The 24,521-nt window shown below is 73.5% G+C and carries 23 protein-coding genes and 1 tRNA gene; 11 read left to right on the top strand and 13 right to left on the bottom strand.

Translation table 11 applies throughout. The features are described from left to right. Positions 1-68: 68 nt before the first annotated feature. Both htpX and ACGF2Y_RS14055 read left to right on the top strand, forming a co-directional pair. Entirely contained in the window at positions 69-977 is a 909-nt protein-coding gene (gene htpX, locus ACGF2Y_RS14060; RefSeq protein ID WP_392946280.1) for a zinc metalloprotease HtpX, read from the top strand. Between the two features lie 29 nt (positions 978-1,006). Continuing rightward, the gene (locus ACGF2Y_RS14055) at positions 1,007-1,600 is read left to right on the top strand and encodes a hypothetical protein (RefSeq protein ID WP_392946277.1); all 594 of its coding nucleotides are present in this window, start codon (positions 1,007-1,009) and stop codon (positions 1,598-1,600) included. Here ACGF2Y_RS14055 and ACGF2Y_RS14050 read toward each other — a convergent pair whose 3' ends face one another. Beyond that, on the bottom strand, positions 1,601-1,852 hold the full coding sequence (locus ACGF2Y_RS14050; RefSeq protein WP_392946275.1) for a DUF397 domain-containing protein: 252 nt from the start codon (positions 1,850-1,852) through the stop codon (positions 1,601-1,603). After that, positions 1,849-2,625 (bottom strand): Scr1 family TA system antitoxin-like transcriptional regulator, encoded by a 777-nt coding sequence (locus ACGF2Y_RS14045; protein ID WP_392946272.1) that lies wholly within the window; start codon positions 2,623-2,625, stop codon positions 1,849-1,851. The genes ACGF2Y_RS14050 and ACGF2Y_RS14045 overlap by 4 nt, the downstream gene beginning before the upstream one ends. 123 nt (positions 2,626-2,748) lie before the next feature. On the opposite strand from ACGF2Y_RS14045, the gene ACGF2Y_RS14040 reads away from it, so the two are divergent. Continuing rightward, positions 2,749-3,168, top strand: coding sequence for a hypothetical protein (locus ACGF2Y_RS14040; RefSeq protein WP_392946269.1), 420 nt, complete (start codon positions 2,749-2,751; stop codon positions 3,166-3,168). Positions 3,169-3,286: 118 nt separating this feature from the next. Here the strand turns inward: ACGF2Y_RS14040 and ACGF2Y_RS14035 are convergent, their stop codons facing one another. From ACGF2Y_RS14035 to ACGF2Y_RS14020, 4 genes are all read right to left on the bottom strand, one after another. Beyond that, positions 3,287-3,964: a hypothetical protein gene (locus tag ACGF2Y_RS14035; protein ID WP_392946266.1), complete on the bottom strand. Its 678-nt coding sequence runs from the start codon at positions 3,962-3,964 to the stop codon at positions 3,287-3,289. Then, on the bottom strand, positions 3,961-7,719 hold the full coding sequence (locus ACGF2Y_RS14030) for a CHAT domain-containing protein (protein ID WP_392946263.1): 3,759 nt from the start codon (positions 7,717-7,719) through the stop codon (positions 3,961-3,963). The genes ACGF2Y_RS14035 and ACGF2Y_RS14030 overlap by 4 nt, the downstream gene beginning before the upstream one ends. A 134-nt stretch (positions 7,720-7,853) precedes the next feature. After that, positions 7,854-8,297 carry a Zn-ribbon domain-containing OB-fold protein gene (locus ACGF2Y_RS14025; RefSeq protein ID WP_392946260.1) on the bottom strand — a complete coding sequence of 148 codons (444 nt, stop codon included), beginning with the start codon at positions 8,295-8,297 and terminating at the stop codon, positions 7,854-7,856. Continuing rightward, complete coding sequence (locus ACGF2Y_RS14020) at positions 8,294-8,746, bottom strand: DoxX family protein (protein ID WP_392946257.1); 453 nt, start codon at positions 8,744-8,746, stop codon at positions 8,294-8,296. The genes ACGF2Y_RS14025 and ACGF2Y_RS14020 overlap by 4 nt, the downstream gene beginning before the upstream one ends. Before the next feature lie 315 nt (positions 8,747-9,061). On the opposite strand from ACGF2Y_RS14020, the gene ACGF2Y_RS14015 reads away from it, so the two are divergent. Both ACGF2Y_RS14015 and ACGF2Y_RS14010 read left to right on the top strand, forming a co-directional pair. Next, positions 9,062-10,258 (top strand): flavin-containing monooxygenase, encoded by a 1,197-nt coding sequence (locus tag ACGF2Y_RS14015; protein ID WP_392946255.1) that lies wholly within the window; start codon positions 9,062-9,064, stop codon positions 10,256-10,258. Positions 10,259-10,443: 185 nt separating this feature from the next. Further along, positions 10,444-10,917 carry a carboxymuconolactone decarboxylase family protein gene (locus ACGF2Y_RS14010; protein ID WP_392946252.1) on the top strand — a complete coding sequence of 158 codons (474 nt, stop codon included), beginning with the start codon at positions 10,444-10,446 and terminating at the stop codon, positions 10,915-10,917. An 88-nt stretch (positions 10,918-11,005) separates the two neighbouring features. Here ACGF2Y_RS14010 and ACGF2Y_RS14005 read toward each other — a convergent pair whose 3' ends face one another. Continuing rightward, a complete protein-coding gene (locus ACGF2Y_RS14005; protein ID WP_392946249.1) occupies positions 11,006-11,857 on the bottom strand; it encodes an NAD(P)H-binding protein in 852 nt (283 codons plus the stop codon). A 101-nt stretch (positions 11,858-11,958) separates the two neighbouring features. Between ACGF2Y_RS14005 and ACGF2Y_RS14000 the strand changes: the two genes are divergently transcribed. Continuing rightward, a complete protein-coding gene (locus tag ACGF2Y_RS14000) occupies positions 11,959-12,924 on the top strand; it encodes an AraC family transcriptional regulator (protein WP_392946246.1) in 966 nt (321 codons plus the stop codon). A 187-nt stretch (positions 12,925-13,111) separates the two neighbouring features. Here the strand turns inward: ACGF2Y_RS14000 and ACGF2Y_RS13995 are convergent, their stop codons facing one another. Continuing rightward, the gene (locus tag ACGF2Y_RS13995; RefSeq protein WP_392946243.1) at positions 13,112-13,978 is read right to left on the bottom strand and encodes an NAD(P)H-binding protein; all 867 of its coding nucleotides are present in this window, start codon (positions 13,976-13,978) and stop codon (positions 13,112-13,114) included. Between the two features lie 155 nt (positions 13,979-14,133). Continuing rightward, positions 14,134-14,207 (bottom strand) — tRNA-Met (locus ACGF2Y_RS13990). 202 nt (positions 14,208-14,409) lie between these two features. Between ACGF2Y_RS13990 and ACGF2Y_RS13985 the strand changes: the two genes are divergently transcribed. The 3 genes from ACGF2Y_RS13985 to ACGF2Y_RS13975 all read left to right on the top strand — a co-directional run bounded on the left by ACGF2Y_RS13985 (position 14,410) and on the right by ACGF2Y_RS13975 (position 18,336). Next, entirely contained in the window at positions 14,410-16,638 is a 2,229-nt protein-coding gene (locus ACGF2Y_RS13985; RefSeq protein ID WP_392946240.1) for an acetate--CoA ligase family protein, read from the top strand. Beyond that, positions 16,629-17,444: an enoyl-CoA hydratase/isomerase family protein gene (locus tag ACGF2Y_RS13980; protein ID WP_392946238.1), complete on the top strand. Its 816-nt coding sequence runs from the start codon at positions 16,629-16,631 to the stop codon at positions 17,442-17,444. Before ACGF2Y_RS13985 ends, ACGF2Y_RS13980 begins: the two co-directional genes overlap by 10 nt. A 280-nt stretch (positions 17,445-17,724) precedes the next feature. After that, complete coding sequence (locus ACGF2Y_RS13975) at positions 17,725-18,336, top strand: flavin reductase family protein (RefSeq protein ID WP_392946759.1); 612 nt, start codon at positions 17,725-17,727, stop codon at positions 18,334-18,336. Here the strand turns inward: ACGF2Y_RS13975 and ACGF2Y_RS13970 are convergent. Beyond that, positions 18,326-19,648, bottom strand: a complete 1,323-nt coding sequence (locus ACGF2Y_RS13970) for an MFS transporter (protein ID WP_392946236.1) — start codon at positions 19,646-19,648, stop codon at positions 18,326-18,328. The two genes, ACGF2Y_RS13975 and ACGF2Y_RS13970, sit on opposite strands and share 11 nt — an antisense overlap. 223 nt (positions 19,649-19,871) lie before the next feature. Here ACGF2Y_RS13970 and ACGF2Y_RS13965 point away from each other — a divergent pair, with 223 nt between their 5' ends. Beyond that, entirely contained in the window at positions 19,872-20,258 is a 387-nt protein-coding gene (locus tag ACGF2Y_RS13965) for a hypothetical protein (RefSeq protein ID WP_392946234.1), read from the top strand. A gap of 39 nt (positions 20,259-20,297) precedes the next feature. Here the strand turns inward: ACGF2Y_RS13965 and ACGF2Y_RS13960 are convergent, their stop codons facing one another. Next, complete coding sequence (locus ACGF2Y_RS13960) at positions 20,298-20,693, bottom strand: DUF2809 domain-containing protein (protein WP_392946232.1); 396 nt, start codon at positions 20,691-20,693, stop codon at positions 20,298-20,300. Between the two features lie 427 nt (positions 20,694-21,120). Here ACGF2Y_RS13960 and ACGF2Y_RS13955 point away from each other — a divergent pair, with 427 nt between their 5' ends. Continuing rightward, a complete protein-coding gene (locus tag ACGF2Y_RS13955) occupies positions 21,121-22,125 on the top strand; it encodes a GlxA family transcriptional regulator (protein WP_392946230.1) in 1,005 nt (334 codons plus the stop codon). A 40-nt stretch (positions 22,126-22,165) separates the two neighbouring features. Here ACGF2Y_RS13955 and ACGF2Y_RS13950 read toward each other — a convergent pair whose 3' ends face one another. Together ACGF2Y_RS13950 and ACGF2Y_RS13945 are read right to left on the bottom strand one after the other, a co-directional pair. Further along, positions 22,166-23,215 (bottom strand): Zn-dependent alcohol dehydrogenase, encoded by a 1,050-nt coding sequence (locus tag ACGF2Y_RS13950; protein WP_392946227.1) that lies wholly within the window; start codon positions 23,213-23,215, stop codon positions 22,166-22,168. Further along, positions 23,212-24,336, bottom strand: coding sequence for an acyl-CoA dehydrogenase family protein (locus ACGF2Y_RS13945; RefSeq protein ID WP_392946224.1), 1,125 nt, complete (start codon positions 24,334-24,336; stop codon positions 23,212-23,214). The genes ACGF2Y_RS13950 and ACGF2Y_RS13945 overlap by 4 nt, the downstream gene beginning before the upstream one ends. Positions 24,337-24,521 lie beyond the last annotated feature (185 nt).

The following is a 24,521-nucleotide window of genomic DNA, read 5'->3' as shown; positions in this document are numbered from 1 at the left end:
TTATCCGGTTCTCACCGGAAAGGGGCACTATGGGAGTCAGGTGAGAGGTGAGCTGTTGGGAGGCACCGATGCCACGAGCCCGTTCGCGCTACGCCCCCGACCGGGGCCTGACCGGTCGCATGGTCACCACCATGTTCCTGATCGGCCTGCTCTACGTCGTCTTCGTCGGCGTGCTCCTCGCGGCCCTGCGGGGCTCCTGGCCGATCATCCTGATCATCACGGGCGGTCTGTTCATCGCCCAGTTCTGGTTCAGCGACCGCATCGCCGCGTACGGCATGGGCGCCCGCGAGGTCACCCCCGAGCAGGCCCCCGAGCTGCACGGCACCATCGACCGCATCTGCGCGCTGGCCGACATGCCCAAGCCCAGGGTGGCCATCGCCGAGAGCGACGTACCGAACGCGTTCGCCACCGGCCGCAGCGAGAAGACGGCCCTGGTCTGCGCGACGACGGGTCTGCTGCGCCGACTGGAGCCGCAGGAGCTGGAGGGCGTCCTCGCCCACGAGATGTCGCACGTCGCGCACCGGGACGTCGCCGTCATGACGATCGCCTCGTTCCTCGGTGTACTGGCGGGCATCATCACCCGTATCGCCCTGTGGGGCGGCTTCGCCCGCAGCCGGCCGGGCAACGACCCGGCGGGCATCCTGCTCCTGCTGATCCCGCTGATCAGCGCCGTCGTGTACGCGATCAGCTTCCTGCTGACCCGGCTGCTCTCCCGCTACCGCGAGCTGTCCGCCGACCGCGCCGCCGCCCTGCTCACCGGCCGGCCCTCCGCGCTCGCCTCCGCCCTGACGAAGGTCAGCGGGCAGATGGCCCGCATCCCGACCGAGGACCTGCGGAAGGCGGAGCCGTACAACGCCTTCTACTTCATGCCGGCGTTCTCCTCGAAGGAGAGCCTGGGCCGGCTGTTCTCCTCCCACCCGACGCTGGAACAGCGCCTGGACCAGCTGTCCCGCATCTCCACCGACCTGTCCCGCTGAGCGTTTCAACGTTCTAAGGAGTTACGCCCGTGGGCCTGCTCGACGCGATCCTCGGCCGGAGCAAACCGGTCCGCCCCGACCTCGACCAGCTCTTCGCCGTCCCCTCCGCCGCCCTCACGCTTCAGGCCGCCGCCGGATTCACCCCGACCGGCCTGGGCTCGGTCTGCTTCGCGGGCGTCGAGGGCGGCGGCTTCGCCCGCCTCCAGGAGGACGTACGCGAACTGCTGGACGCGGATACGGAGCGCGGCGGCATCCCGGTGGAGTTCAGCCGGGACGCGTACGGCTACACCTGGCTGCTCGCCCGCCACCCGGCCGACGACTCCGCCGCCCTGGTCAACGACCTCCACGCGGTCAACACGCTGCTCCAGGACGGCGGCTTCGGCCCGCACCTGCTGTGCTCGCTGATCGGCTTCCGGGACGCGGAGGGCGCCGGGGGGCGGGCGCTGGCGCTCGTGTACCTGTACAAGCGCGGCACGTTCTACCCGTTCGCCCCGCTGCCCGGCGGTGCCGAGAAGCGGGACAACCAGCTGGAGCTCCAGGTGCGGGGCGCCCTCGGGGACGACCTCCGGGTCGAGAAGGACCTCTCCCGGTGGTTCCCGGTGTGGGGTGCGCCGGGGCTGTGATCAGCCCCTTGTGACCGCGTGGTCCAGGAACGCGGTCCAGGCGGCCGGGGCGACGGCGAAGGCGGGCCCGTCGGTGACCTTGGAGTCGCGGACGTGGACGGTGTGGGGGCAGGTGGCGACCTCTACGCAGGCTTCGCCCTCGTTGTTGCTGTAGCTGGACTTGTGCCAGTCGTAGGCGACTTCGATGCACTCGCCGCCCTCGTTGTTGCTGTAACTGGACTTGAACCAGAACAGTTCGGGCCCTGTCTTCACAGTTCTGCCACCTTCTTCTCGATGAACTCGGCAGACTCCCAGGGGTTGAGCGCCTGCGCGCGCAGGGTGCCGAAAAGGTCGAATAGGTCGCTGACCCGTTCGGGCTTGGAGATCAACGTAGCGCCCCCTTGCCCTTCCTGATACACGAGGTGACGGCCTTCCTCGGTGGCCATCAGCTTCATCGGCCCGTTCAGACCGGCATGGGTGTGGCGGCGGGTCGGCATCACTTGCAGAGTCAGGTGATTCATCGTGCGCATGCACTCCAGCAGGTGTCGAAGCTGCTCCTTGAGCACCCCATCGCCGCCGAGGGGGCGTTCCAGGATCGCTTCCTCGATGACGTACCCCACGCGTGGCGGCGTCTTCCGGATCAGCACCGCGCCTCGCTCCATCCGGGCTTCGACGTGCCGCACGATCTCCTGCTCCGTGTACGCCGGAACTCGCGCCTCGTACAGTGCCCGCGCATATCCTTCCGTCTGGAGCAATCCCGGGATCACCATCGTCTCGTACGCACTGATGACGCGCGCCAGACGTTCCAGCCGTACCCAGTCCAGGATCTTCGGCGGGTACTTCTCCTCGTCCACCAGCTCGCAGCACGCCTCCAGTGCCCCGTCCGCCCGGAACACCCTCTCCGCGTCCACCAGCACTTCGCGCGAGGGAATACGCTCCGCCCTCTCGACCGCGCCCATCAGGGACTCCGAGATCAGCAGCTGATCCGCCGCCGCCTTCTGCGTGAGCCCGGCCCGTACCCGGTGGATACGGATCAGCTCTCCCACGAGCCGACGTCCGTGCGTCGGGTCACCACTCTTCGCCACAGCCATCACCACCCTCCTCACATCACATCGATGTGAACCGTGTCCTGCTGGTCACGCTAAGCAGTCGGCGGAATGCTCGTAGCCATGACGAGCAAGAAACACCCCGAATGGGTACCCGCCGCCGGACACCAACTCCACCTCACCGGTATCCACTTCGACGCCATCCGGCTACGGGGCGTACGGGGCGAGGCCGTGCTCCAGCACCTCGCGACCCTGACGGAGGGCGAACCGGGTCCGGTGGTACGGGAGATGGCGGGGGCACGGTGGACGTACTTCCTGATCCCGCCGGGCGCGAGCGACGGGTACGACTGGCCGCCGGGCGCGAGGTGCTTCGGGCCGGCCTCGCGTGACCAGTGGGTGGGCATCCCCGCCCCGGACGGCAACACGTACCCGCTGAGCTGGCGGTGCGGGGCGCCGGAGGAGGACGAGTTCGTGGATCCGGAGCTGCTGCACGGGCTGGTGCTGGCGCAACTGGCCCCGGCGGCGGAGGAGGAGGGCGGGTGAGCGCGCGCAGGCGAGCGCGGGGCAGGTGACGGCGGGCGGGTGGAAATGGTTCACAGACCGGGATGGTCCACGGGCGGAGTTGGCTCACAGGCGGAGTTGGTTCACAGGCCAGGATGGCTCACGGGCTGAGCGTGATGTCCTGGCTCGCGGGGCCCAGGCGCGCGCGGTAGCGGCGGATGCCCCAGCTGCGGTGCTCCAGTTCGGCGGCGACCAGCACATCCGTGCTGTTCACCAGGCCGGGAACAAGCTCCACCAGGGCGGCCACCGGATGATCGCCGACCAGCGGCAGGCGGCGCAGACGGCGGAACTCCCACTGCGGGTCCGGCTGGGACGCCCCGTGACCGCGCACGATCCACTCCTCCCGGCCGGGGCGGCGACCCGCGTCCGGCTGCCGCTCGACGCCCACGTCCACGATGCCGGTGGTGACCGTGAAGCTGAGTCCGGTGCCGGGACCGGCCGCCGCCGGGCGGGTGCGTACGCCCGGGTCGATGAGGCGGGCGACGGGCCGCCGGGCGGGGTCGGAGGTGGTGAGCGCGACCGCCAGGGAGGCGTGCCGGAACGCGCCCGGCGCCTGCGGGGTCTCGGGGCGGAAGGAGCACACCAGCAGCAGGTGGCGGTACTCCCGGCCGGGCGTGGTCCGGACGTGGGTGAGCCAGTCGGCGGAGGCGCTCGCGTGGTCGGCGGGCAGCAGGTCCCAGCCGAAGGTGAGCCGGCCGCGCAGCGGTGCGTCGTCGCCCGGAGAGCCGAGCGTGCGCTCCGGCACGAGGGCGACCTCGTGCAGGTGTACCTCGGTCATGCGTCGGCTCCCTTGCTCCGGCCCAGTAGATACGTGAACGCTCCCCAGTCACGGTATGGGGGATACCGGGCCCGGGTGGCCAGCTGTGCTGCGCGGAAGGCCTGTTCAGGGTCGTCGGCGAGTCCGGCCCGCAGGTGCAGATGGTGGAAGAAGAACGTGGCCGGTTCGGGGCGGACGGCCCACAGGCAGCCCACGACGGCCTGCGCACCGGCGGTGATCAGCGCCGCCGGGACGCCTCGGACGTTGTCCGCCCGGTCGAAGCGGCCCAGCGCCGACTCGCACGCGGCGAGCGTGACCAGGCGGACGCCGCTCAGGTCGAGTTCGAGGAAGTCGTGGGCGAGGACCCGGCCGTCGTCGTCATCGTCCGGCGTGAAGTAGAGGCAGTGCAACCAGGGCGCGTCCTGGTCCATGGTGCCGTGGACGGCGAGATGGACCACGTCCGCCGTGGCGAGTTCGGCCAGCAGCCCGGCGCGGGTGGCGGCCGGGCCCGTCAGCGCGGTCGCCCCGACCGCGGCGGCGACCGCACGGGCGTGCTCCTCCAGCGCGGGTTCGGCGGGCAGACCGTAGGGGACACCACCGGCGGCCGAGGCGAGCACCGCGGTACGGCGGGGGCGTACGGGGACGTCCGCGGGAACGAGGGCTTCGAGGCCCGCGATGCTGATGACGGTCCAGTCGTCGGCGATCACGCGGCCGTCGCCGGAGCAGAGTGCGACCGGCAGGTAGTGCAGTGCGCCGTGCGGCCAGAGCAGGAGGCGGTTCTTGCCCTGGGCGCGCCACGCGGCCCACTGGTCGGCGGTGGCGAGCGGAAGTTCGTACCCGGTGAGCAACCGGCGCCCCTCCGGCGTCACGTCGCCGACGAGCGGGTCGCGTTCGACCTCCGTCCGGACCGCCTCCACCAGGTCGGCGACGGGATGCCGGTCGGCGACGGGGTGCCGGTCGGGGACGGAGTGCCGGTCGGGGACGGAGTGCCGGTCGGGGACGGAGTGCCGGTCGGCGTACGCTTCGGCGTCCCGTGGTCCGCTTTCGGCCGCCTCGCCGAGCTGCACGACCATCGCGCTGCCCTCGCGGGTGACGGCGAGCAGGACGGCCGCGCCGTTCGTCGCGGTGGGCAGGAACCAGGTGAGCAGCACGGTGCGGTCGTCGAGCAGATCCCCGGTCCGCGCCCACAGGTGCTCGTCGTCCACGAACGCCGCCGATCGGCTGCGCAGTTCGTCGTCGATGAACGAGGAGATGCGCCGCCGCAGGTGACGGGCGAACTCCTCCCGATCGTCACGGCCTTCGCCGCCCTCACCGCCTAGGCCGACTTCTCCGCCTGCGCCGCCCTCGCCGTCTTCGTTGCCCTCGTCGTCTTCGTTGCCCTCGTCGTCTTCGTTGTCCTCGTTGTTCTCGTCGCCGGGGCGGTGGTCCGCGTCCAGCACGTTGAGCAGGTTCGCCGTAGCGCCGCCGACGGCCGTGGGGCTCTGCAGGGCGCGGAGTTTCGCGACGTAGTTCTCGATGTGCGCGGGCCTGGTGACCGGGCCGTCGATCCGGCGCCACGCGCCCGCTTCCGGCCCCTTGCCGGCCTGGTGGAGGCCGAGCATCAACGCCACCGGCATCGACTCGGTCTCGACGGTGAGTTGCCATACGGCGGCGTGGACGAGGTCGCGCAGCACCTCGCCGAGTGCGGGAGCGCCGCTGGTGTCGAAGTTCGGGATGTCCACGATGATCGCGTACACGGCCTTCTTGAGGTCGTCGCCGCGGAGTCGCGGCAGGTCGTGGAGGACGGGCAGCAGGCACGCCAGGGCCAGGTCCTGCTGGTTCAGCGAGGCGTAGGAGAGAGCGGCGTACGTGGAGTGACCCCACGGGAACGGAACCCCGCCGGCCACCGGCTCGCCCCGCTCCACGGCCAGCCGGTACAGGTCCGCCGTCAGCAGTCGCACCCCCGCGCCGCCGCTCGGGCCCGCCTGCCGCAGGAGGGCGACACCCAGCGCGGGCTGCTGCCGGTCGCGGGCGTGGGCGGCGGTGTGCAGCAGGGCGGCCGAGCGCTGCGCCGGGGACCAGGCCGCCGGAAAGGACTCCGGGAGCGGGCCGGGGCCGGGGCAGTCGGTGGGGTCGTCGGGCAGTGCGTGCAGCCGGGCCTCCGTCAGCTGCCGGCGGTGCGCCGGGCCCCGGACGGAGGAGGACCTGTCGGCCCAGTCCAGTGCCGCACGGAGCAACGGCCGGTCGGCGCGTTCCCGGGCGAGGTTGACGCCCTGGTCGACGGTACGGGCGGCGACCGCACCGCCGTACGCGGCGAGGAAGGCGGGTACGTCCGAGCCGAACACGTTCTCGCGTACGGCATCGACGAGCGCGCCGGGTGCGTTGGGCGTAGCGGGTGCACCGGGCGTACCAGGTGCCTCGGGCGTACCGGGCGTACCCGCCACCGACCGGAGCAGGAAGAGCAGCAGATCCGGCGGAGCGGCCCCGGACGCCCCGGACGTCTCGTACAGCGCGGCGAACGCGGCCCGCGCGGTCTCCTGGTCCACGCCTCCGTCCTCCGCGAGCACCTGGGCCAGCGCGGCCAGGATCATCGGGCGCAGTGCACTGCCAGGCCCGCTCTCCCGGTCGTCCGACTCGGCCGCCCGTAGCAGCAGTTGACGTGCCTCCACACGCAGCCGCGAGTCGAACCGCAGCGGCCGCCGCCCGCCGGACCGCGGCCGGTACGGCTCAGGTCGGTACGGCTCAGGTCGGTACGGCTCAGGTCGGTACGGCTCAGAGCGGTACAGGTCCGCGGCGAGCTGGGCGGCCCGTACGGTCCGCTCCTCACCGGCGTACACGTCGCCGCCCCGGTCCTCCGGCCCCAGTACCGCCAGCCGCAGCCTGGCTGCGGCCAGGAGGGCCGCGGCCAGGCCCGGGGAACCCTCCAGCTCCGCGATCAGGCGGCCCGCCACCGCGTCGGCCTCCTCGAACACCGAGCGGTCGCACCGCTGCGCGAGAACCGGCGCCGCACTCTCGACCGTACGCAGCGCCGCCTCCCGCCAGGTGGACTCCGCCCCGCACTCATCGGCGACCTCGGCCGCCAACCGCCAGTAGAGGTGGAGGACATCGGCGGACGCTCCCTGACTCCGGGCCGCCTCGCCGGTCAGCGCGTCCAGCATCGCTTCGGCGGTCAGCCCGTGCGCTTCCTCCAGCTCCAGTCCGCGCCGCGCCCGCTCCAGCTCACGGGCCCGCAGCTTGGCCGTGTCGAGCGACAGCACCCGGTCCCCCACATGAAGCACCAGCTCCAGCAGGACGGACACCGGGTCGAGGACGTAGGTGACCGTGGGCGGACCGGCCGCCGCGTGGCCGGGCGGACCGAACCGCACCCGGCCGGCGCAGACCATCCCCCGCTGTGTCTCTTCGGTCAGCACGCCGGCCATGTCGCCCGCGGCCGGCAGCACGTGGGACACCACCAGGACGAGCGATCCGGCACCGGCAGCCGTCTCCAGCCAGCCGGGCGGCAGGTCCAGATCGAGGTCGTACGCCAGCTCCAGGCCGCCGGGTCCGAAGACGGCGACGATGCCCGCCGCGTCCCGGTGGACGCACCACCGCGCGTCGACGGGGTCCGCGAACGGCAGTCCGCCCAGCGAGGCGAGCGCGGCCAGCCCCCGCGCGTACGCCCGGGTGAACAGGCTTCCGCCGGCACCGGCCCCGGTGAACGGGCTGAGCCCTGCCTGCCCCACCGCCAGCCCGGCGTGCCGGACTCCGTCCACTTCCGCCAGGAACGCCCAGCCCGTGACATCCCCCGAGCGTCGCACGCCGCCCCCTCGTACCCGCCGATCATGGCCCCGGCGCCACCCTCCCACAGGCGGCGAACGCGGACAGGACGTATCCCGGACGGAGTCCGGACCCCGGGCTCTTCCCAGCCCCGCCCCGGGCGTCGCGGAGCCCGTCAGCCGCAGGGCCGGAAGACCGCCACGGCCTCCCCGCCGCCCTCCTCCGCGCCCCGGAACGTGACCGTCAGCCCCATCCCGACGCGGAGGGCGGCGGGCGCGCACTCCACGATCTCCGTCATCATCCGGGGCCCCTCCGCGAGGTCGACGACGGCGGCGACGTACGGGACGCGGGAGCCGAAGGGCGGCAGGTCGTTGCGGTGGACGACGGACCAGGTGTAGAGGATCGCGTCCCCGCTCGCGCGCTCCCACCCGACGTCCTCGCTCCAGCAGTACGGGCAGAACTCGCGCGGGTAGTGATGCGCCCGGCCGCACCCGCCGCAGCGCCGCAGGAGCAACTGCCCTTCCGCCGCCGCGTCCCAGTACGGGCGGGTGAAGGCGTCCGGCTCCGGAAGGTCGAAGCGCGGGGCCGCCGCGCGCCCCGGAGTCGTCCCCGGGCTCACAGGAACAGCCCGAGGACCGCGTCCAGCGACCACGTCTGCCAGGCCATCGCGAACAGGGCCACGAGCGAGATCAGCGCCATCATCGCGTTCTGCCCCTGCTCCGCCCAGTCGTGGATCATCAGGACCAGATAGAGGAGGTTGAGGAGGAGCCCGGCGATCAGGGCGACCGGAGTCAGGAATCCGGCCACCAGGCCCAGCCCGAGGGCCAGTTCGGCGTAGACGACGACGTACGCCATCAGCTTCGGGTGCGGCGCGACGATCCGCCGGAAGCCCGTGCGCACGACGCCCCAACGGTGCCTGCCCGCGACGTCCGCCGCCCAGGCCATGCCCGTACCGCGCTCGAACCAGCCCTTCTTGTCCTTGTGCCGCCAGCTCTCCAGCCACCACAGGCCGAGGCCTATGCGCAGGACGGCGAACCACTCCGCGCCGCTGAGCCAGATCGTCTGCATCGGGCCTCCAGGGAAATGTTTCTGACGGTACGTCAGTTCATCGGATACCCGGGGCCCGGCGCAAGGGGCGCGCACGCACCTCGGCGCCGTCGGCCGCACACCGGCAGCCACGCCGCACAAGCCGCCGCCGAGCGCTCCCGTGGCTGCGGCCGCGGGGTCGACGGCCGAACACCCGGAACACCCGGCCACCCGGCCACCCGGCCACCCGGCCACCCGGCCACCCGGCCACCGCATAACGACGCCCGTGATCAATTCGCAATCGTTTCCCCTCTTGACCGAGACCCATCAACAGAGTGGGCGATTACGCTCCGAACCATGCCCAACAGCCCGTCCATCACAGCCGGCCACGACGCCATCGCCTTCACCGACCGTACGGACGACCGTCCCGTCTACGTCATCGGCGGCGGCCCCGGAGGCCTCGCCGCCGCCGCCGCGCTGCGCGCCCGGGGCGTACGGGCGGTGGTCCTGGAGAAGTCGGACCGGGTCGGCGCGTCCTGGCGCGGCCACTACGACCGGCTGCGCCTGCACACCACCCGCCGCTGGTCGGCGCTGCCGGGGCTGAAGATGCCGCGCAGGTTCGGGCGTTGGGTGGGCCGGGACGACATGGTGCGGTACCTGGAGAAGTACACCGAGCACCACGAGCTGGAAGTGGTGACCGGCGTCGAGGCGACACGGATCGACCCGGCCCCCGACGGCTCCGGCGACTGGCAGCTCACCGCGACGGGCGGGCGGGTCCTGCGGGGCCGCGCGGTCGTCGTCGCCACCGGCTCCAACCACACCCCGCGCATCCCCCGGTGGCCGGGGAGCGAGACGTTCACGGGCGAGCTGCTGCACGCGGCGGGTTACCGCAACCCGGCCCCGTACGCGGGCCGGGACGTCCTGGTCGTCGGCATCGGCAACACGGGCGCGGAGATCGCGACGGACCTGGCGGAGGGCGGGGCCTCGCGGGTGCGGATCGCGGTGCGCACCGCCCCGCACATCGTGCGCCGCTCGACGGCGGGCGTGCCCGCGCAGGCCACGGGCATCCTGATACGCCGCCTGCCGGTGTGGCTCGTCGACCGGGCGAGCGGCCTGCTGAGCCGCGTCGCCTCCCCCGACCTCTCCGACCGGGGCCTCCCCCGCCCCACGACGGGCCTGTACTCCCGCATGAAGGAGGGCGCGACCCCGGTCCAGGACGTCGGCCTGATCGCCGCGGTGAAGGCCGGCCGGGTCACCCCGGTGGCGACGGTCGCCTCCTTCGACAAGGACACCGTGATCCTGGCCGACGGCACCCGCCTCACCCCGGACGCCGTCATCACGGCCACCGGCTACGACCCCGCCCTGGAGCCGCTGCTCGGCCACCTGGACGTCCTGGACGGGCACGGCCAGCCGGTCACCCACGGCGGCCGCTCGCCGAAGGGAGCCCCGGGGCTCTACTTCACCGGATTCACCAAGCCGATCAGCGGGATGCTCCGCGAACTGGCCCTGGACGCCGAGAAGGTCGCCAAGAGAGTGGCGCGGGCGTCGCGCTGAGGTCCCCGAAGCCCCCGCGCGCCCCGGAGCCCCCGCGCCCCGGAGCCCCCGCGCGCCCGCCGCTCCTCGGGGAACGCCCGCCGCTCCTCGGGCGACACCCGCCACTCCTCCTTCGGATGTCACATCCTCGGAGGCCTGTTCCGTCCTGTGTGTGTAGCCACGGACGACAGCAGAGGGAGCACACCATGAACGCCCGACTCAACGCCTTCGCCAGCCCGGTCACGGGCAAGCTCGTCAAGCACCTGATCTCGGCGGGCAAGGTCGTCAACGACACGACGCTGCCCGCGGTGACGCAGGAGCTGGTGAGGATCCGCGCGAGCCAGATCAACGGCTGCGGCGGCTGCCTGGACATGCACACCAAGGAGGCCGCCGCGGCCGGGGAGACCTCGCTGCGGCTCAACCTGATCGCCGCCTGGCGGGAGGCCACCGTCTTCTCCGACGCCGAACGCGCCGCGCTGGAGCTGACGGAGCAGGGCACCCGCATCGCGGACGCGGCGGGCGGGGTCCCGGACGGCGTCTGGGCGAACGCCGCCAAGCACTACGACGAGGAACAGCTCCTCGCCCTGGTGTCCCTGATCGCTCTGATCAACACCTTCAACCGGTTGAGCGTCATCCTCCAGCAGCCGGCCGGCGACTACCAGGTGGGGCAGTTCGCCTAGAGGCCCAGCCCGGCATGGCCCCAACGGGAGGCCCGGCCCGGCATGGTCCCAACGAGGGCCCGGCCCGGCATGGTCCCAACGGGAGGCCCTACGCCCAGACCCCCGTGGCCGCGATGCGCCGCGCCCACGGTTCCAGGTCCGCCGCCTCGCGGCCGAGCACCTGGCGGACGCCGTCGGTCACCTCGGCCGCGTGGCCCGCGCGGTGCAGGGCGAACATCGCGCCGAGGGAGTCGGCGGCGGCCTCCGGCCATCCCTGGGCGAGGAGTTCGGCGCGGTAGGCCTGAGGGGTCAGCTCCTCGTACCGGACGGGGCGGCCGGTCACGCGGGCGATGGTCTCCGCGGCCCCGGCGAAGGTGAGGGCGCGCGGGCCGGACAGTTCGTACGTGCGGCCCGCGTGACCGGCCTCGGTGAGGACGGCCACCGCGACCGCCGCCACGTCGTCGGCGTCGACGAAGGGCTCGGGGACGTCCCCGACCGGCAGGCCGAGGCGCCCCTCGCGGAGCGGGGCCCGCCACAGGTCCTCGTCGAAGTTCTGGAAGAAGTTGTTGGGGCGCAGGAGGGTCCACTCGGCCCCGGACTCCCGGGCCGCGTCCTCCGCCGCCGCCATGCCCCGGCCGAAGCCTTCTCCCGCGTGCTCGATGCCGCGGCCGGACAGGACCACGAAGCGGCGCACCCCGGAGGCCTCGGCGCGGGTCACGAACTCCTTGACGGGGGAGGGGTCGTCGGGGGCGACCAGGTAGAGCGCCTCGGCCCCGGCGAGGGCGGGCTCCCAGGTGTCGGGAAGGGTCCAGTCGAACCGGACCTCACCGGAGCGGGAGGCGGGGCGGACCGTGGTGGTTCCGGTCGTGCGCAGCCGGGCCACGACCCGGCGGCCGGTCTTGCCGGTGGCCCCGAGGACCAGGATCGCGGACGGAACGCGGTGCGTGCTCTTCGTCGTCATGGGCCCAGTCCATCGCGTCGGCCCCGCCGGGCCCATGGGCGTCCGTCCGCCGTGCATAGGTGAGCGTCCGGAGCGCGGGCGGCTCTGCCTACAGTTGCGTCATGGACGTGTTCGACGAGCTGTTGCGGGGCGTGCGGGGCAGTGGCGCGGTGTTCGGCCGATCGGTGCTGCGCGCGCCGTGGTCGCTGCGGTTCACCGACCGGGCGTATCTGACCCTGTGTCTGCCGATGCGGGGCGGGGGGTGGGTCGTGCCGGAGGGCGGCGAGCCGCTGCGGCTGGAGGCCGGCGGGGCGGCGATCGTCCGCGGCCCGGCCCCGTTCGTCTTCACCGACGCCCCGGCGAACGGTACGGGGGCGGGCCGGGCCGGTGGCGTGCGCGAGGTGGGCAGGGGCGTGGTCCCGGGCGCCTCCCTCGCGCCGGAAGCCGCACCCGGGCCCGGATCCGGTGACCCCACCGTGCTGCTGGCCGCCGCCTACGACGTACGGGCGCAGGTGCCCCAGCGGCTCCTGCGGGCGCTCCCGCCCGCCCTCGTGGTGCCCGGGGGGCAGGACTGCGCGCCACTGCGTGACTATCTGGAGGGGCAGATCAGCGGCGGGCGGCCGGGCGAACAGATCGTGCTCGACCGGCTGCTGGACTGGTTGCTGGTGTGCACGCTGCGCGACTGGTTCGACCGGCCGGAGGCGGATCCGCCGGGGTGGTACGGGGCGCTCGGCGACCAGGTGGCGGGGCCGGCCCTGCGGGCGATGCACGCGGACCCGGCGCATCCCTGGACGACGGCGGAGCTGGCGGTCCGGGTGGGGGTCTCCCGGACGACCCTGGCGAAGCGGTTCACCGAGCTGGTCGGGGAGGGCCCGGTGGCCTATCTGACCGCATGGCGGATGACGCTCGCGGCCGACCTGCTGACCCGCCCGGAGCTGACGGTGGCGGCCGTGGCCCGGCGGGTCGGCTACGCGGACGCGTTCGGTTTCAGCGCGGCGTTCAAGCGGCTGCGCGGCGAGAGCCCGACCGCGTTCCGGCGCGCGGCCGCGACCGCCGGCCCGGTGGAGACGGCCGCCCCGGCCGGGTGAGCCGCCCCACGGGCCCCGCGAGGGGGTGAGCCGCCCCCGGGGCGCGGGGCGGCTGCCTCTCCCGGAGCCCGGGGCTCGCTTCCGGCCCCGGACCCAGGCCCGGTTCCGACGTCCGGCCCCGACGTCCGGCCCCGGTGCCGGGGCCGGTGCCGGGGCCGGTGCCGGGGCCGGTGCCGGGGCCGGTGGCTCAGCCCCAGACACCCCGTGCCGCCGCGTCCCGGACGAACTCGGCGAAGTCGCGCGGCTCCCGGCCGAGCGCCCGGCGTACGCCGTCCAGGACGGGCGCCTCCCGGCTCGTGGTGATCGGCTTCAGCGCGTCCGTCCAGAGACCGGCCTCCTCGTCCGAGAGGCCCTGCGCGACGAGCCCGGCGCGGTACGCGGACGGGTCGACGGGGACGAACGCGGCGCGTTTCCCGGTCTCCTTCGCGATTTCGTCCAGGACGTCGTCGATGCCGAGAGCGCGCGGACCCGAGAGTCCGTACTCCTGGCCTGCGTGGCCGTCCTCGGTGAGCGCGGCGACGGCCACCGCCGCGATGTCGTCGGCGTCGACGAACGCGGCCCTCCCGTCCCCGGTGGGCAGCGCCAGTTCGCCACCGCGTACGCCGTCGAGAAAGACGCCCTCGCTGAAATTCTGGGCGAACCAGCCGGGCCGCAGGATCGTCCAGGTCACCCCGGAGGCGCGTACGGCTCGCTCCCCCTCGCCGTGCGGGCCGCCGCCCTCGTAACCGGGGCCGAAATAGCCGGGCTCGTCCGTGCCTCGGGCCGAGAGCAGCACCAGCCGCCGTACTCCGCTCGCGACGGCCTGTCCGACGAAGGCGGGCGTCGGGGAGGGCGAGGCGTCGAGCGGGGTGATGTAGACGGCGGTGGCCCCGTCCAGGGCGGCCGCCCAGGTGCTGGGGTCCGCCCAGTCGAACGAGGTGTCGCCGGACCGCGAGGCCGCCCGGGTCTCCACGCCCAGCTCACGGAGCCGGGCCACTACCCGGCGGCCGGTCTTGCCGGTGCCGCCGATCACGAGTACGGGTTCCTGCGGGGAGGTCGTGTCTGTCTGGGTCATGGCGCCAGCCTCGCCCGGTGGGGCCGCCCCCGCCATGACTCAGCGTCCGGAAGGAATGTCCGGGCGTACGGCGCCGGCGGCTCGCCGACGTGCCGCGACGGAACACGGCCGAGGCCCGGATCCACAGGGATCCGGGCCTCGGCCGTGTTCTTCAGTAGCGGGGACAGGATTTGAACCTGCGACCTCTGGGTTATGAGCCCAGCGAGCTACCGAGCTGCTCCACCCCGCGTCGGTAAACACCACCCTACGCCACGAAATGCCTCTCCGTGACCACGGGAGGCTCCGCCGCGCGGTCGCCCGGCGCTCACCCGAGCCTTTGCCTGCACACCCATTCCTGACGCAGCGTCAGTTCAGTAACCTGACAAGGGGTCAGCTAACCGGCCGGCCCCGCCCGTTCACCGGCGGGCCATCGAGCAGGAGTGGGCGGAACGATGCTTGGATCGACTCACGGCACCCTCACCACCGGCTTCCGCGCCCGGGTGGTGGCCTGCGGCGAGGAGCCGCACGCCGCCGTCGTCAGCCTGCCGACGGCCTCGGCCCCGGGCGGCCTCGACGTCAGCGGGCGACCGCTGCACCTGACCGTGCCCGACCTGGACCGCTTCTTCCGGCCCCGATCGGTGGCCGTCGTCGGCGCATCGGACACCGAGGGCCGCCCCAACACCGGCATCACCCGGCAGCTCATCGCCTGGGCCGAACGGGTCGGGGCCCGGCTGCACCCGGTGCATCCGACCCGGCGGACCGTGTTCGGCCGGGACTGCTTCCCCTCGGTCGCCGAGGTTCCCGAGCCGGTCGACCTCGCGGTCCTGCTGGTCGCGGACCCGCTGCCGGTGATCGAGGAGCTGGGCGAGGCCAAGGTGCCCTTCGCCGTCGCCTTCGCCTCCGGGTTCGCCGAGACCGGGGAGGCGGGCGCGGCTGCCCAGGCCCGGCTGGCGGCAGCGGTGGAGCGCTCGGGACTGCGACTGCTGGGTCCGAACACCAACCTGAACGCCTTCGAGAGGTTCCGGGAGGACCTGGAGGGCCCCGCCATCGCCCTGATCACCCAGTCCGGGCACCAGGGCCGCCCGCTCCACGCCCTCCAGGAGCTGGGCATCCGCCTCTCGCACTGGGCCCCCACGGGCAACGAGGCCGATCTGGAGACCGCCGACTTCCTCGCGTACTTCGCGCAGCTCCCGGAGGTCGGGGCCATCGCCTGTTACGTCGAGGGGCTCAAGGACGGCCGTTCCTTCCTGCTCGCCGCCGACCGGGCGGCCCGCGCCAAGGTCCCCGTCGTCGCCGTGAAGGTGGGCCGCACCGAGGCCGGGGCCAGGACCGCCGCCTCGCACACCGGCAAGCTGACCGGGGCGGACCAGGTGGTGGACGCGGCGATGCGGCAGTTCGGGGTGATCCGGGTGAACGGCCTGGACGAGCTCCAGGACACCGCCGCCCTGCTGGCCCGCGCCCGGCCGCCGCAGGCCGAGGGGGTCGCGGTGTACTCGATCTCCGGCGGCACCGGCGCGCACTTCGCGGATCTGGCGACGACGGCGGGGCTCTCGCTGCCCACCCTCTCCTCCGCCAGGCAGGACGAACTGCACACCTGGATACCCGGCTACCTGAACGTCGCCAACCCCATCGACAACGGCGGCCATCCGGTCGGCGACTGGCGCGGCCGGAAGATCATCGACGCGATCCTCGCGGACCCGTCCGTAGGCGTGCTGATCTGCCCGATCACCGGCCCCTTCCCCCCGATGAGCGACCGGCTCGCCCAGGACCTGGCGGACGCGGCGGAGGCCACCGACAAGCTGGTCTGCGTCATCTGGGGCTCCCCCGTCGGCACCGAGAACGCCTACCGCACCACCCTGCTGGGCTCCTCCCGTCTCGCCACCTTCCGTACGGCTCGCAACTGCGTCACCGCGGTGAAGGCCTACCTGGACCACCACCGCTTCACCGACCGCTACCGCTCCCCCTTCGAGGACGCCCCGCGCACCCCGTCGCCCTCGTTCCGCAAGGCCCGGAGCCTGCTGCGGCCGGGACAGCAGCTCAGCGAGCACGCGGCGAAGCAGCTCCTGCGCGCGTACGGGATCCGGGTGCCGCGCGAGCAGTTGGTGACCAGCGCGGCGGCGGCGGTCCGGGCGGCGGGTCCGGTCGGCTACCCGGTGGTGATGAAGGCGTCCGGCCCCCGGCTCGCCCACAAGACGGAGCTGGGTCTGGTGAAGGTCGGCCTCACCTCGGCCAGCCAGGTCCGCGACGCCTACCGCGAGCTGACCGACATCGCCCGGTACGAGTCGGTGGACCTGGACGGCATCCTGGTCTGCCAGATGATCGACCGGGGCGTCGAAATGATGGTCGGGGTCACCCACGACGCCCTCTTCGGCCCGACCGTCACGGTGGGGCTCGGCGGGGTCCTGGTGGAGGTGCTGCACGACGCGGCGGTCCGGGTGCCGCCGTTCGGCGAGCGGCAGGCCCGGGACATGCTCGGCGAGCTGCGCGGCCGGGCCCTGCTGGAGGGGGTGCGCGGCGGGCCCCCCGTCGATGTGGACGCGCTCGTCGAAGTGGTGCTGCGGGTGCAGCGCATGGCCCTGGAGCTGGGCGACGACCTGACCGAGCTGGACATCAACCCGCTGGTGGTACTGGGCCGGGGGCAGGGCGCGGTGGCCCTGGACGCGCTGGCGGTGTGCCGGTGAGCGGGGAGGCGGAGGCGGGCCCGACCGTCCTCCACGCTCTCGACGGCGGTGTCTCCTGGATCACCCTCAACCGCCCGGAGGTCATGAACGCCGTCACCTGGGACCAGCGGGAGCGGATCATCGCCCTGCTGGCCGAGGCCTCCGCCGACCCCGCCGTACGGGCCGTCGTGCTCACCGCCACCGGCCGCGGCTTCTGCGCGGGCGCCGACCTGCGCGGCGCCCCGGCCCCCACCCGCGAACGGGCCCCCGGGGACGTCGCCCGGACGATCCGGCTCGGCGCGCAGCGGCTCGTCGCCGCCGTACTGGACTGCGAGAAGCCGGTGATCGCCGCCGTCAACGGGACGGCGGCCGGGATCGGCGCGCATCTGGCGTTCGCCTGCGATCTGGTCCTGGCGGCCGACACGGCGAGGTTCATCGAGGTCTTCGTACGCCGGGGGCTCGTCCCGGACGGCGGCGGCGCGTATCTGCTGCCCCGGCTGGTGGGCCCGCAGCGCGCCAAGGAGCTGATGTTCTTCGGGGACGCCCTCACCGCGGCGGACGCCGAGCGACTGGGCCTGGTCAACCGCACGGTGCCGGCGGGGGAGTTGGAGGCCCTGGCCAAGGAGTGGGCCGCCCGGCTGGCGGCGGGCCCCACCCGGGCCCTCGCCCTGACCAAGCAGTTGGTGAACGCCTCCCTGGACGGCGACCGGGCCACCGCGTTCACCGCCGAGGCCGCCGCCCAGGAGATCAACATGGCCACCCGCGACGCCGACGAGGGCGTGGCGTCCTTCGTCGAGCGCCGGACGCCGGAGTACCGGGGGCACTGAGGAGCGGGCCGCGCCCCACACCCACAGCGATCGACCCACCACCGGCGGCTCGAAGCGGTGGAAGGCCGGCTCCGGCCAGCGCAACGGGGAGGCCGCCGCGACGCCCGGCACACCGGGGCGTGAACCGGCCGGGCCTGTCACCCATGTCCGCCCGGGTTCAGACGGGTTGATACGGATCAAGACGGTTTCACGCGCGTTCACAGAAGTTCACGCGGGTTCACACGGGTTCACATCTGACGTACCGTCAGTTCTAATGGACGGCGTGATGGGACACGCAGGCATGGCCGCCACCGCCGTCCGGTACCTCAGGTCCGTCGGCGCAGCCACGACAGCCGCACCGGGCGCACCGGCCGGAACGCCGTCCGAGACACTGCCCCGGCCGGGCCTCCGAGCCGTCCGGGACGACGAGCGGCGGCCCGTCGCGCCGGACGAATTCCGGCGCGTGCTGGGGCACTTCGCCAGCGGCGTCACCGTGATCACCGCCCGCGACGCGGACGGGCCGGCGGGCTTCGCCTGCCAGTCCTTCGCCTCGCTCTCGCTGGACCCGCCGCTGGTGTCCTTCATGGTCGCCCGTACGTCGACGACCTGGCCGCGCGTCGCCCGCGCCGGGGCGTTCTGCGTGAACATCCTGGGGGCCGGACAGGGCGCGCTGTGCCGGGGGTTCGCGGTGAGCGGGGCCGACAAGTTCGCGGGGGTGGCCTACGAGGACGCCCCGGCGACCGGGTCGCCACTGCTGGACTCCGTGCCCGCCTGGATCGACTGCCGTATCCACGCCGTGCACACCGGCGGCGACCATCTCATCGTGGTCGGCCGGGTGGAGGCGCTGGGGGCGACGGACGAGGGCGAGCCCCTCCTCTTCCACCGGGGGGCGTTCGGCCGGTTCAGCCGCTAGATACGGTCTTGGCGGTCCGGGCCCGGCGGATCACCAGCGACATCAGCGCCGCCATCGCGCACAGCGCCCCCGACGCGTACCAGACCACGTCGTAGCTGCCGAAGACATCCCGCGCGACCCCGCCGAGGAACGCCACCACGGCCGCGCCCACCTGGTGCGAGGCCAGCACCCAGCCGAAGACGATCGCGCTGTCCTCGCCGTACTGCTCGCGGCAGAGCGCCAGCGTCGGCGGCACGGTGGCGACCCAGTCAAGACCGTAGAACACGATGAAGAAGATCATCGGCGGCTGCACCTCGGGCGCCATCAGCATCGGCAGGAACAGCAGCGAGATCCCGCGCAGCGCGTAGTAGACGGCAAGCAGTCTGCGGGCGTCGAAGCGGTCGGTGAGCCAGCCGGAGAAGACCGTGCCGATGACGTCGAAGACCCCGATCACCGCGAGCAGCGAGGCCGCCGCCGTGATCGGCATGCCGTGGTCGTGGGCGGAGGGGACGAAGTGGGTGCGGACCAGGCCGTTGGTGGTGGCCCCGCAGATCGCGAAGGTGCCCGCGAGCAGCCAGAACGGTCCGGTGCGGGCCGCGTCGAACAGCACCCGCACCGTCCGGCGCGCGGCACCCCGGGCCGGCGCGGGCTTCGCCACGTACGTACCGCCGTACGGGGCGAGCCCCACATCGGCCGGGTGGTCGCGCATCAGCAGGCAGACGAACGGGACGACGACGAGGGATGCCAGCGCGACGGTGACCGAGGCGGGCCGCCAGCCGTGTTCGTCGATGATCCACGCGCAGAGCGGGAGGAACACGAGCTGCCCGGAGGCCCCCGCCGCGGTGAGTACGCCGGTGACCAGGCCCCGACGGGCCACGAACCAGCGGTTGGTGACGGTCGCGGCGAACGCCATCGCCATCGACCCGGTACCGAGGCCGACCAGCAGCCCCCAGTAGATCATCAGCTGCCAGGAGGCGGTCATCCAGACACTGGCGACCGCCCCGGCCGCCACCATGGTGAGCGCGACCGCCACGACCCGCCGGATGCCGAAGCGGTCCATGAGCGCGGCGGCGAACGGCGCGGTCAGCCCGTACAGCGCCATGTTGATGGACACCGCGAGCCCGATCTCGCCCCGGGACCAGCCGAACTCGGTGTGGAGCGGGTCGATGAGCAGTCCGGGCAGGGAGTTGAACGCCGCACCGCCGATGATCGTCACGAAGGTCACGGCGGCGACGATCCACGCCCGGTGGACGCGGGGGCGGGGACGGGAGCGGGGCTCGCATGGCGGCCGCCGGTCGTCGTCCCGGGCGGCGTTTTCGATGGTCTCGGTCACGTGGACCAGCTTCTTGGCCTGTGCCTTTCGCCACGAGTGGCCCGGAGGACACGGTTCGCAGGAATCGGGCCACGCTGACGCCCGGTCCCGCCATGCGGACCACGGAGGCCGCCACCGTCCCGGCCGGGCCGCGCAGGCGCTGCGTACGATCGCGTCCTGTACGCGGGAAGCCGCCCGGCGAGAGAAGCCGCCCGGCGGGTACGAGCACACCACGAGGAGCGCCATGCACTGGGCCGTCCGCCAGGAGTTCGACCGCCGAGCGGGGGCTCGCGTGGCCTGGGGAGTGGGTCTGTCCGCCGTGGCGGCCGGGCTGCTGCTCTGGCTCGGCTACCTGCTGCTGGCCCCGTACACCGTCCCGTCGTCCTCTCCCACCCGCAGCCTGGAGTGCGAATCCCCGATGGAATACGGGGGTTCGCACACCAGCCCTTCCTTGTGCGCCGGGGAGCGCGGGTGGCCCGAACTCGTCGGCATCCTGGCCCTGTCCGTCCCCACGGCCGTGGCGGGCGCGGCGCTCATCGTCAGCGGCACCTCCCGGCGGCGCACCAGCGCCCATGTCTTGGAGGTACTGGAGATGCGGGCGAGCGAGGAGCGGGCCGGCGCGAAGAAGTGAGCCGCGAGCGGAGCCGCGACAACACGCGGGCCGGGTGGGTCAGCGGCGGAGCCGAGCGACCCCCGCGTGGGCGGCCCAGGCCGCCGCCGCGCCCACCGCGTACCAGAGCAGGTCCGGTGCGTTGAAGGTCGAGCCGAGCACCAGCCGGGCGGCCGTGCTGTGCGCCGACAGCTCCGCCGGTACGCCGGTGAGCTGCGCGAACTCCACCGCCCAGCTCACCGCCAGGGCTGTGGAGGCCACCACGACCGGCCGCGCGCGGGGTGCGCAGAAGGCGACGAGGGCGCAGAGCAGCACCGTGTAGAGCGCGCTCCCCGCGTACTTGGCGAAGACGCCGTCCGCCCCCGCGCGTACGGCCAGGCCCGCGGCGACGGTGACGACGGCCGCCACCGCCGCGACCGCGCGAACCCTGGACGTGCGGACCGCGAGCGGGCGCACCGTGGAGTCGCCGGCGGGCTCCGCGGGTCGGGCCGGGGCCCTCGTCCGAGCCCGGTCCTCTCGGGCTGCCGGATCGGCCGGACCACCAACAAACACTGCCACCACCCCCACGTGGATCACGGCCGCCGCCATCAGCGGTTCCGACGCCCCGACCGGCTCGGCCGCCGGGCCCGGCCAGGGCGCGGCCCGCCGCGGCCATCAGGAGCGAGCCCGCCACATCGTAGGCACGCGGCCGGTTCAGGGCCTCCGGCGGGGACCTGCGTCTGGACCGTCGTGGACCACGTCACCAGCCAGAACGCGTCCGACCCGGCGTCGGGAAGAAACACGCGCCCTGTCGGCTTCTCCCTCACATCGCCCACCCGCACCAAACTCGTGGTCCATACCAGCTATAGGATTTTCCTCTGCTCTCCGAAACGAGGAGGCCGCCGTGCCGCACCGCGTCGTCGTCCTGGCCCTCGACGGGCTGCTCCCCTTCGAACTGGGCATTCCGCAGCGGATCTTCGGCCGGGCCCTCGGCACGGACACGGGCGGCAGCGGCAGCGGCAGCGGCAGGAAGCTGTACGACGTGGTGACCTGCTCGGTCCGCCCGCCGGGCCCGGTCCGGACCGACGCGGACTTCTCCGTCCTCGTGGAGCACGGCCCGGAGGTGCTCGCCACCGCCGACACGGTGGTCGTCCCCGCCTCCTACGAGCTGGGCCCCGTCTTCGAGGAGGGCCGGCTCACCGAGGAGCTGGCCGCCGCGCTCGCCCTGGTCCGGCCCGGTACCCGGATGGCCTCCATCTGCACCGGCAGTTACGTCCTGGCGGCGGCCGGATATCTCGACGGCCGCCCCGCCACCACGCACTGGTCGTCCGCCGACCACTTCCAGCGGACCTTCCCACGGGTCCGCGTCGACCCGGACGTCCTGTTCATCGACGACGGCGACGTCCTCACCTCCGCCGGGGTCGCCGCCGGGATCGACCTCTGTCTGCACCTGGTGCGGCGCGACCACGGGACGGCCGTCGCGAACGAGATCGCCCGCCGCACGGTCGTACCCCCGTACCGGGACGGCGGGCAGGCGCAGTACATCCACCGCCCCGTCCCCGAGCCGCAGTTCGCGTCCACGACCGCCGCCCGCGCCTGGGCGCTGACCCGGCTGGAGCGGCCGATCCTGCTGCGGGACATGGCGGAGCAGGAGGCGATGAGCGTACGGACGTTCACGCGCCGCTTCCGCGAGGAGGTCGGGATCAGCCCCGGCCAGTGGCTCACCCAGCAGCGGGTGGAACGGGCCCGGCAGCTGCTGGAGTCGACGGACCTGTCGATCGACCGGGTGGCCCGGGACGCGGGCTTCGGCACGGCGACCTCGCTGCGCCAGCACCTCCAGGCGGCGCTGGGCGTGCCGCCGACGGCCTACCGGCGTACGTTCCGGTCCTCGGCGAACACCGCTTCCTGAAGGCCCGCCCCCGCGCCCCGCTCCCGCTACCGCGGCCGGTTCAGAAGACCAGGACCCCCCGGGCCACCCGCCCGTGGTGCGCGTCGTCTGCCGCCTTGGCGAAGTCCTCCACCGGGTACGTCTTCGTCACCAGCTCGTCCAGCAGCAGCCGGCCCTCCCGGTAGAGGTCCGCGTACAGGGCGATGTCGCGCTGCGGCCGCGAGGAGCCGTAACGGCAACCGAGGATCGACTTGTCCAGGTACATCGAGGAGACCAGGAACGACGCCTCGGCGCTCGCCGCCGGTACGCCCAGCAACACCGCCTGCCCGTGCCGGTCCAGCAGGTCGATCGCCTGGCGGATGAGCTCGGTGCGGCCGACGCACTCGAAGGCGTGGTCGGCCCCGTCGGGGAGGATGTCGCGTACTGCCCCGGTGCTCGTCAGGAAGTGCGTGGCGCCGAACTGCCGGGCCGCCGCCTCCTTCGCCGGGTTGCTGTCGACGGCGACGACGGTGAGCGCACCGGCCAGCCGGGCCCCCTGGAGCACGTTGAGGCCGATGCCGCCGGTGCCGATGACCACGACGGTGTCGCCCCGGTCGACCTTCGCCCGGTTCAGGACGGCCCCGACGCCGGTCAGGACCCCGCAGCCGATCAGGGCGGCCGAGGTGAGGGGCAGGTCGGCCGGGATCTTGACGGCCTGGACGGCGCGCACCACCGTACGTTCCGCGAAAGCGGAGTTGGAGGCGAACTGGAACAGCGGCTTCCCGCCCCGCGAGAACGGCCGCCCCGGACGCCCGATGGCCTTCCGGCACATGGTCGGCCTCCCCCGGTCGCACTGGGCGCAGGCCCCGCAGTTGGCGAGGGTCGACAGCGCGACATGATCACCGGGCCGTACGTGGCCGACGCCCGGCCCGACCGCTTCCACCACGCCCGCGCCCTCGTGGCCGAGCACGACGGGCACGGGGAAGGGGATCGTGCCGTCGGTCACCGACAGATCGCTGTGGCAGAGTCCGGCGGCGGCGACCGCCACCAGCACCTCCCCGGGGCCCGGTTCGCGTATCTCCAGGTCGTCCACGACCTCGGTCCGTGTGCCGTCGAAGACGACGCCTCTCATCTCGGCTCCCTCGGTAGGCCGAGCACCCGCTCGGCGATGATGTTCCGCTGGATCTCGTCGGAGCCGCCGTAGAGGGTGTCGGCCCGGCTGAAGAGGAACAGGTGCTGCGCGTCGTCCAGCCGGTAGGGATGCTCCGCCGACCAGGGCCCCGGGCCGACGGCCCCCGCCTCGCCCGCGACCTGCACGGCCAGTTCGCCGAGCCGCTGGTGCCAGCCGCCCCACAGCAGCTTCGCCACGCTGGGCGCGCCCGGGTCGCCGGTGGAGCCGAGGGTGCGCAGGGCGTGCCGGCGCATGGTGTCCAGCTCCGCCCACTGCGTGACGAGCCGGGCCCTGATGACCGGGTCATCGGCGGCCCCGCTCGCCACGGCGGCGGCGACCACCTTGTCCAGCTCCTCGGCGAACCCGATCTGCTGGGCGAGGGTGGACACCCCGCGCTCCAGGGCGAGGAGGCCCATGGCGACCTGCCAGCCGTTGCCCTCGCCGCCGACGGTCCCGGTGGCCCGCGCCCCGTCGAAGAAGACCTCGTTGAACTCGCTGGTCCCGGTCAGCTGGCGGATCGGCCGCACCTCGATCCTGCCCGGCTGGTCCATCTCCACGAGGAGGAAGGACAGGCCGTGGTGGCGGGTGGATCCGGGGTCGGTGCGGGCGAGGACGAAGCACCAGTCGGCGTCCAGGGCGAGCGAGGTCCAGATCTTCTGCCCGGTCACGGCGTATCCGCCGGCCCCGTCCGGTACGGCGGCGGTCCGCACCCCGGCGAGGTCGGAGCCCGCGCCCGGTTCGCTGTACCCCTGGCACCACAGGGTCTCGCCCCGGGCGACGGGCGGCAGGTGGCGGTGCTTCTGCTCCTCGGTGCCGTACGTGATCAGGGTCGGGGCGAGGAGGTTCTCCCCGATGTGGCCCATCCGGGCGGGGGCTGTGGAGCGGGCGTACTCCTCGGCCCAGACGACCTGCTCGGCGAGGGTGGCCCGGCGGTTGCCGTAACGCTCGCCGTCCTTGCCGGGCCAGCCGATCCCGATCCACCCGGCGCGTCCGAGCTCGCGTTCCCAGACGCGTGGGTCGGGGGCGGGGGTGTGGGCGAGGTGGCTCTCCAGCCAGGTGCGCGCCTCGGTACGGAAGTCCATGCGTGCCTCCTAAAAGCAAGCCCGTCCGGCGTTTGAGGACCGGGGTCCGGGGCAGCGCCCCGGGGGGGGCGCCCCCCCCCCCCCCCCCCCCCAAAACCCGGCGGGGGGGGGGGGGTGGGGGGGGGCCCCCCCCACCCCCCCCCCCCCCCGCCTGGGCCACACCCCCCGCAGGTGCGCGGGAGGGC

Origin of the sequence: Streptomyces sp. NPDC048142 (assembly GCF_043202835.1) — a bacterium.
Lineage (GTDB): Bacteria > Actinomycetota > Actinomycetes > Streptomycetales > Streptomycetaceae > Streptomyces.
Note: the sequence above shows the minus strand (reverse complement) of the source record. Positions and strands in the feature narration are given on the sequence as shown.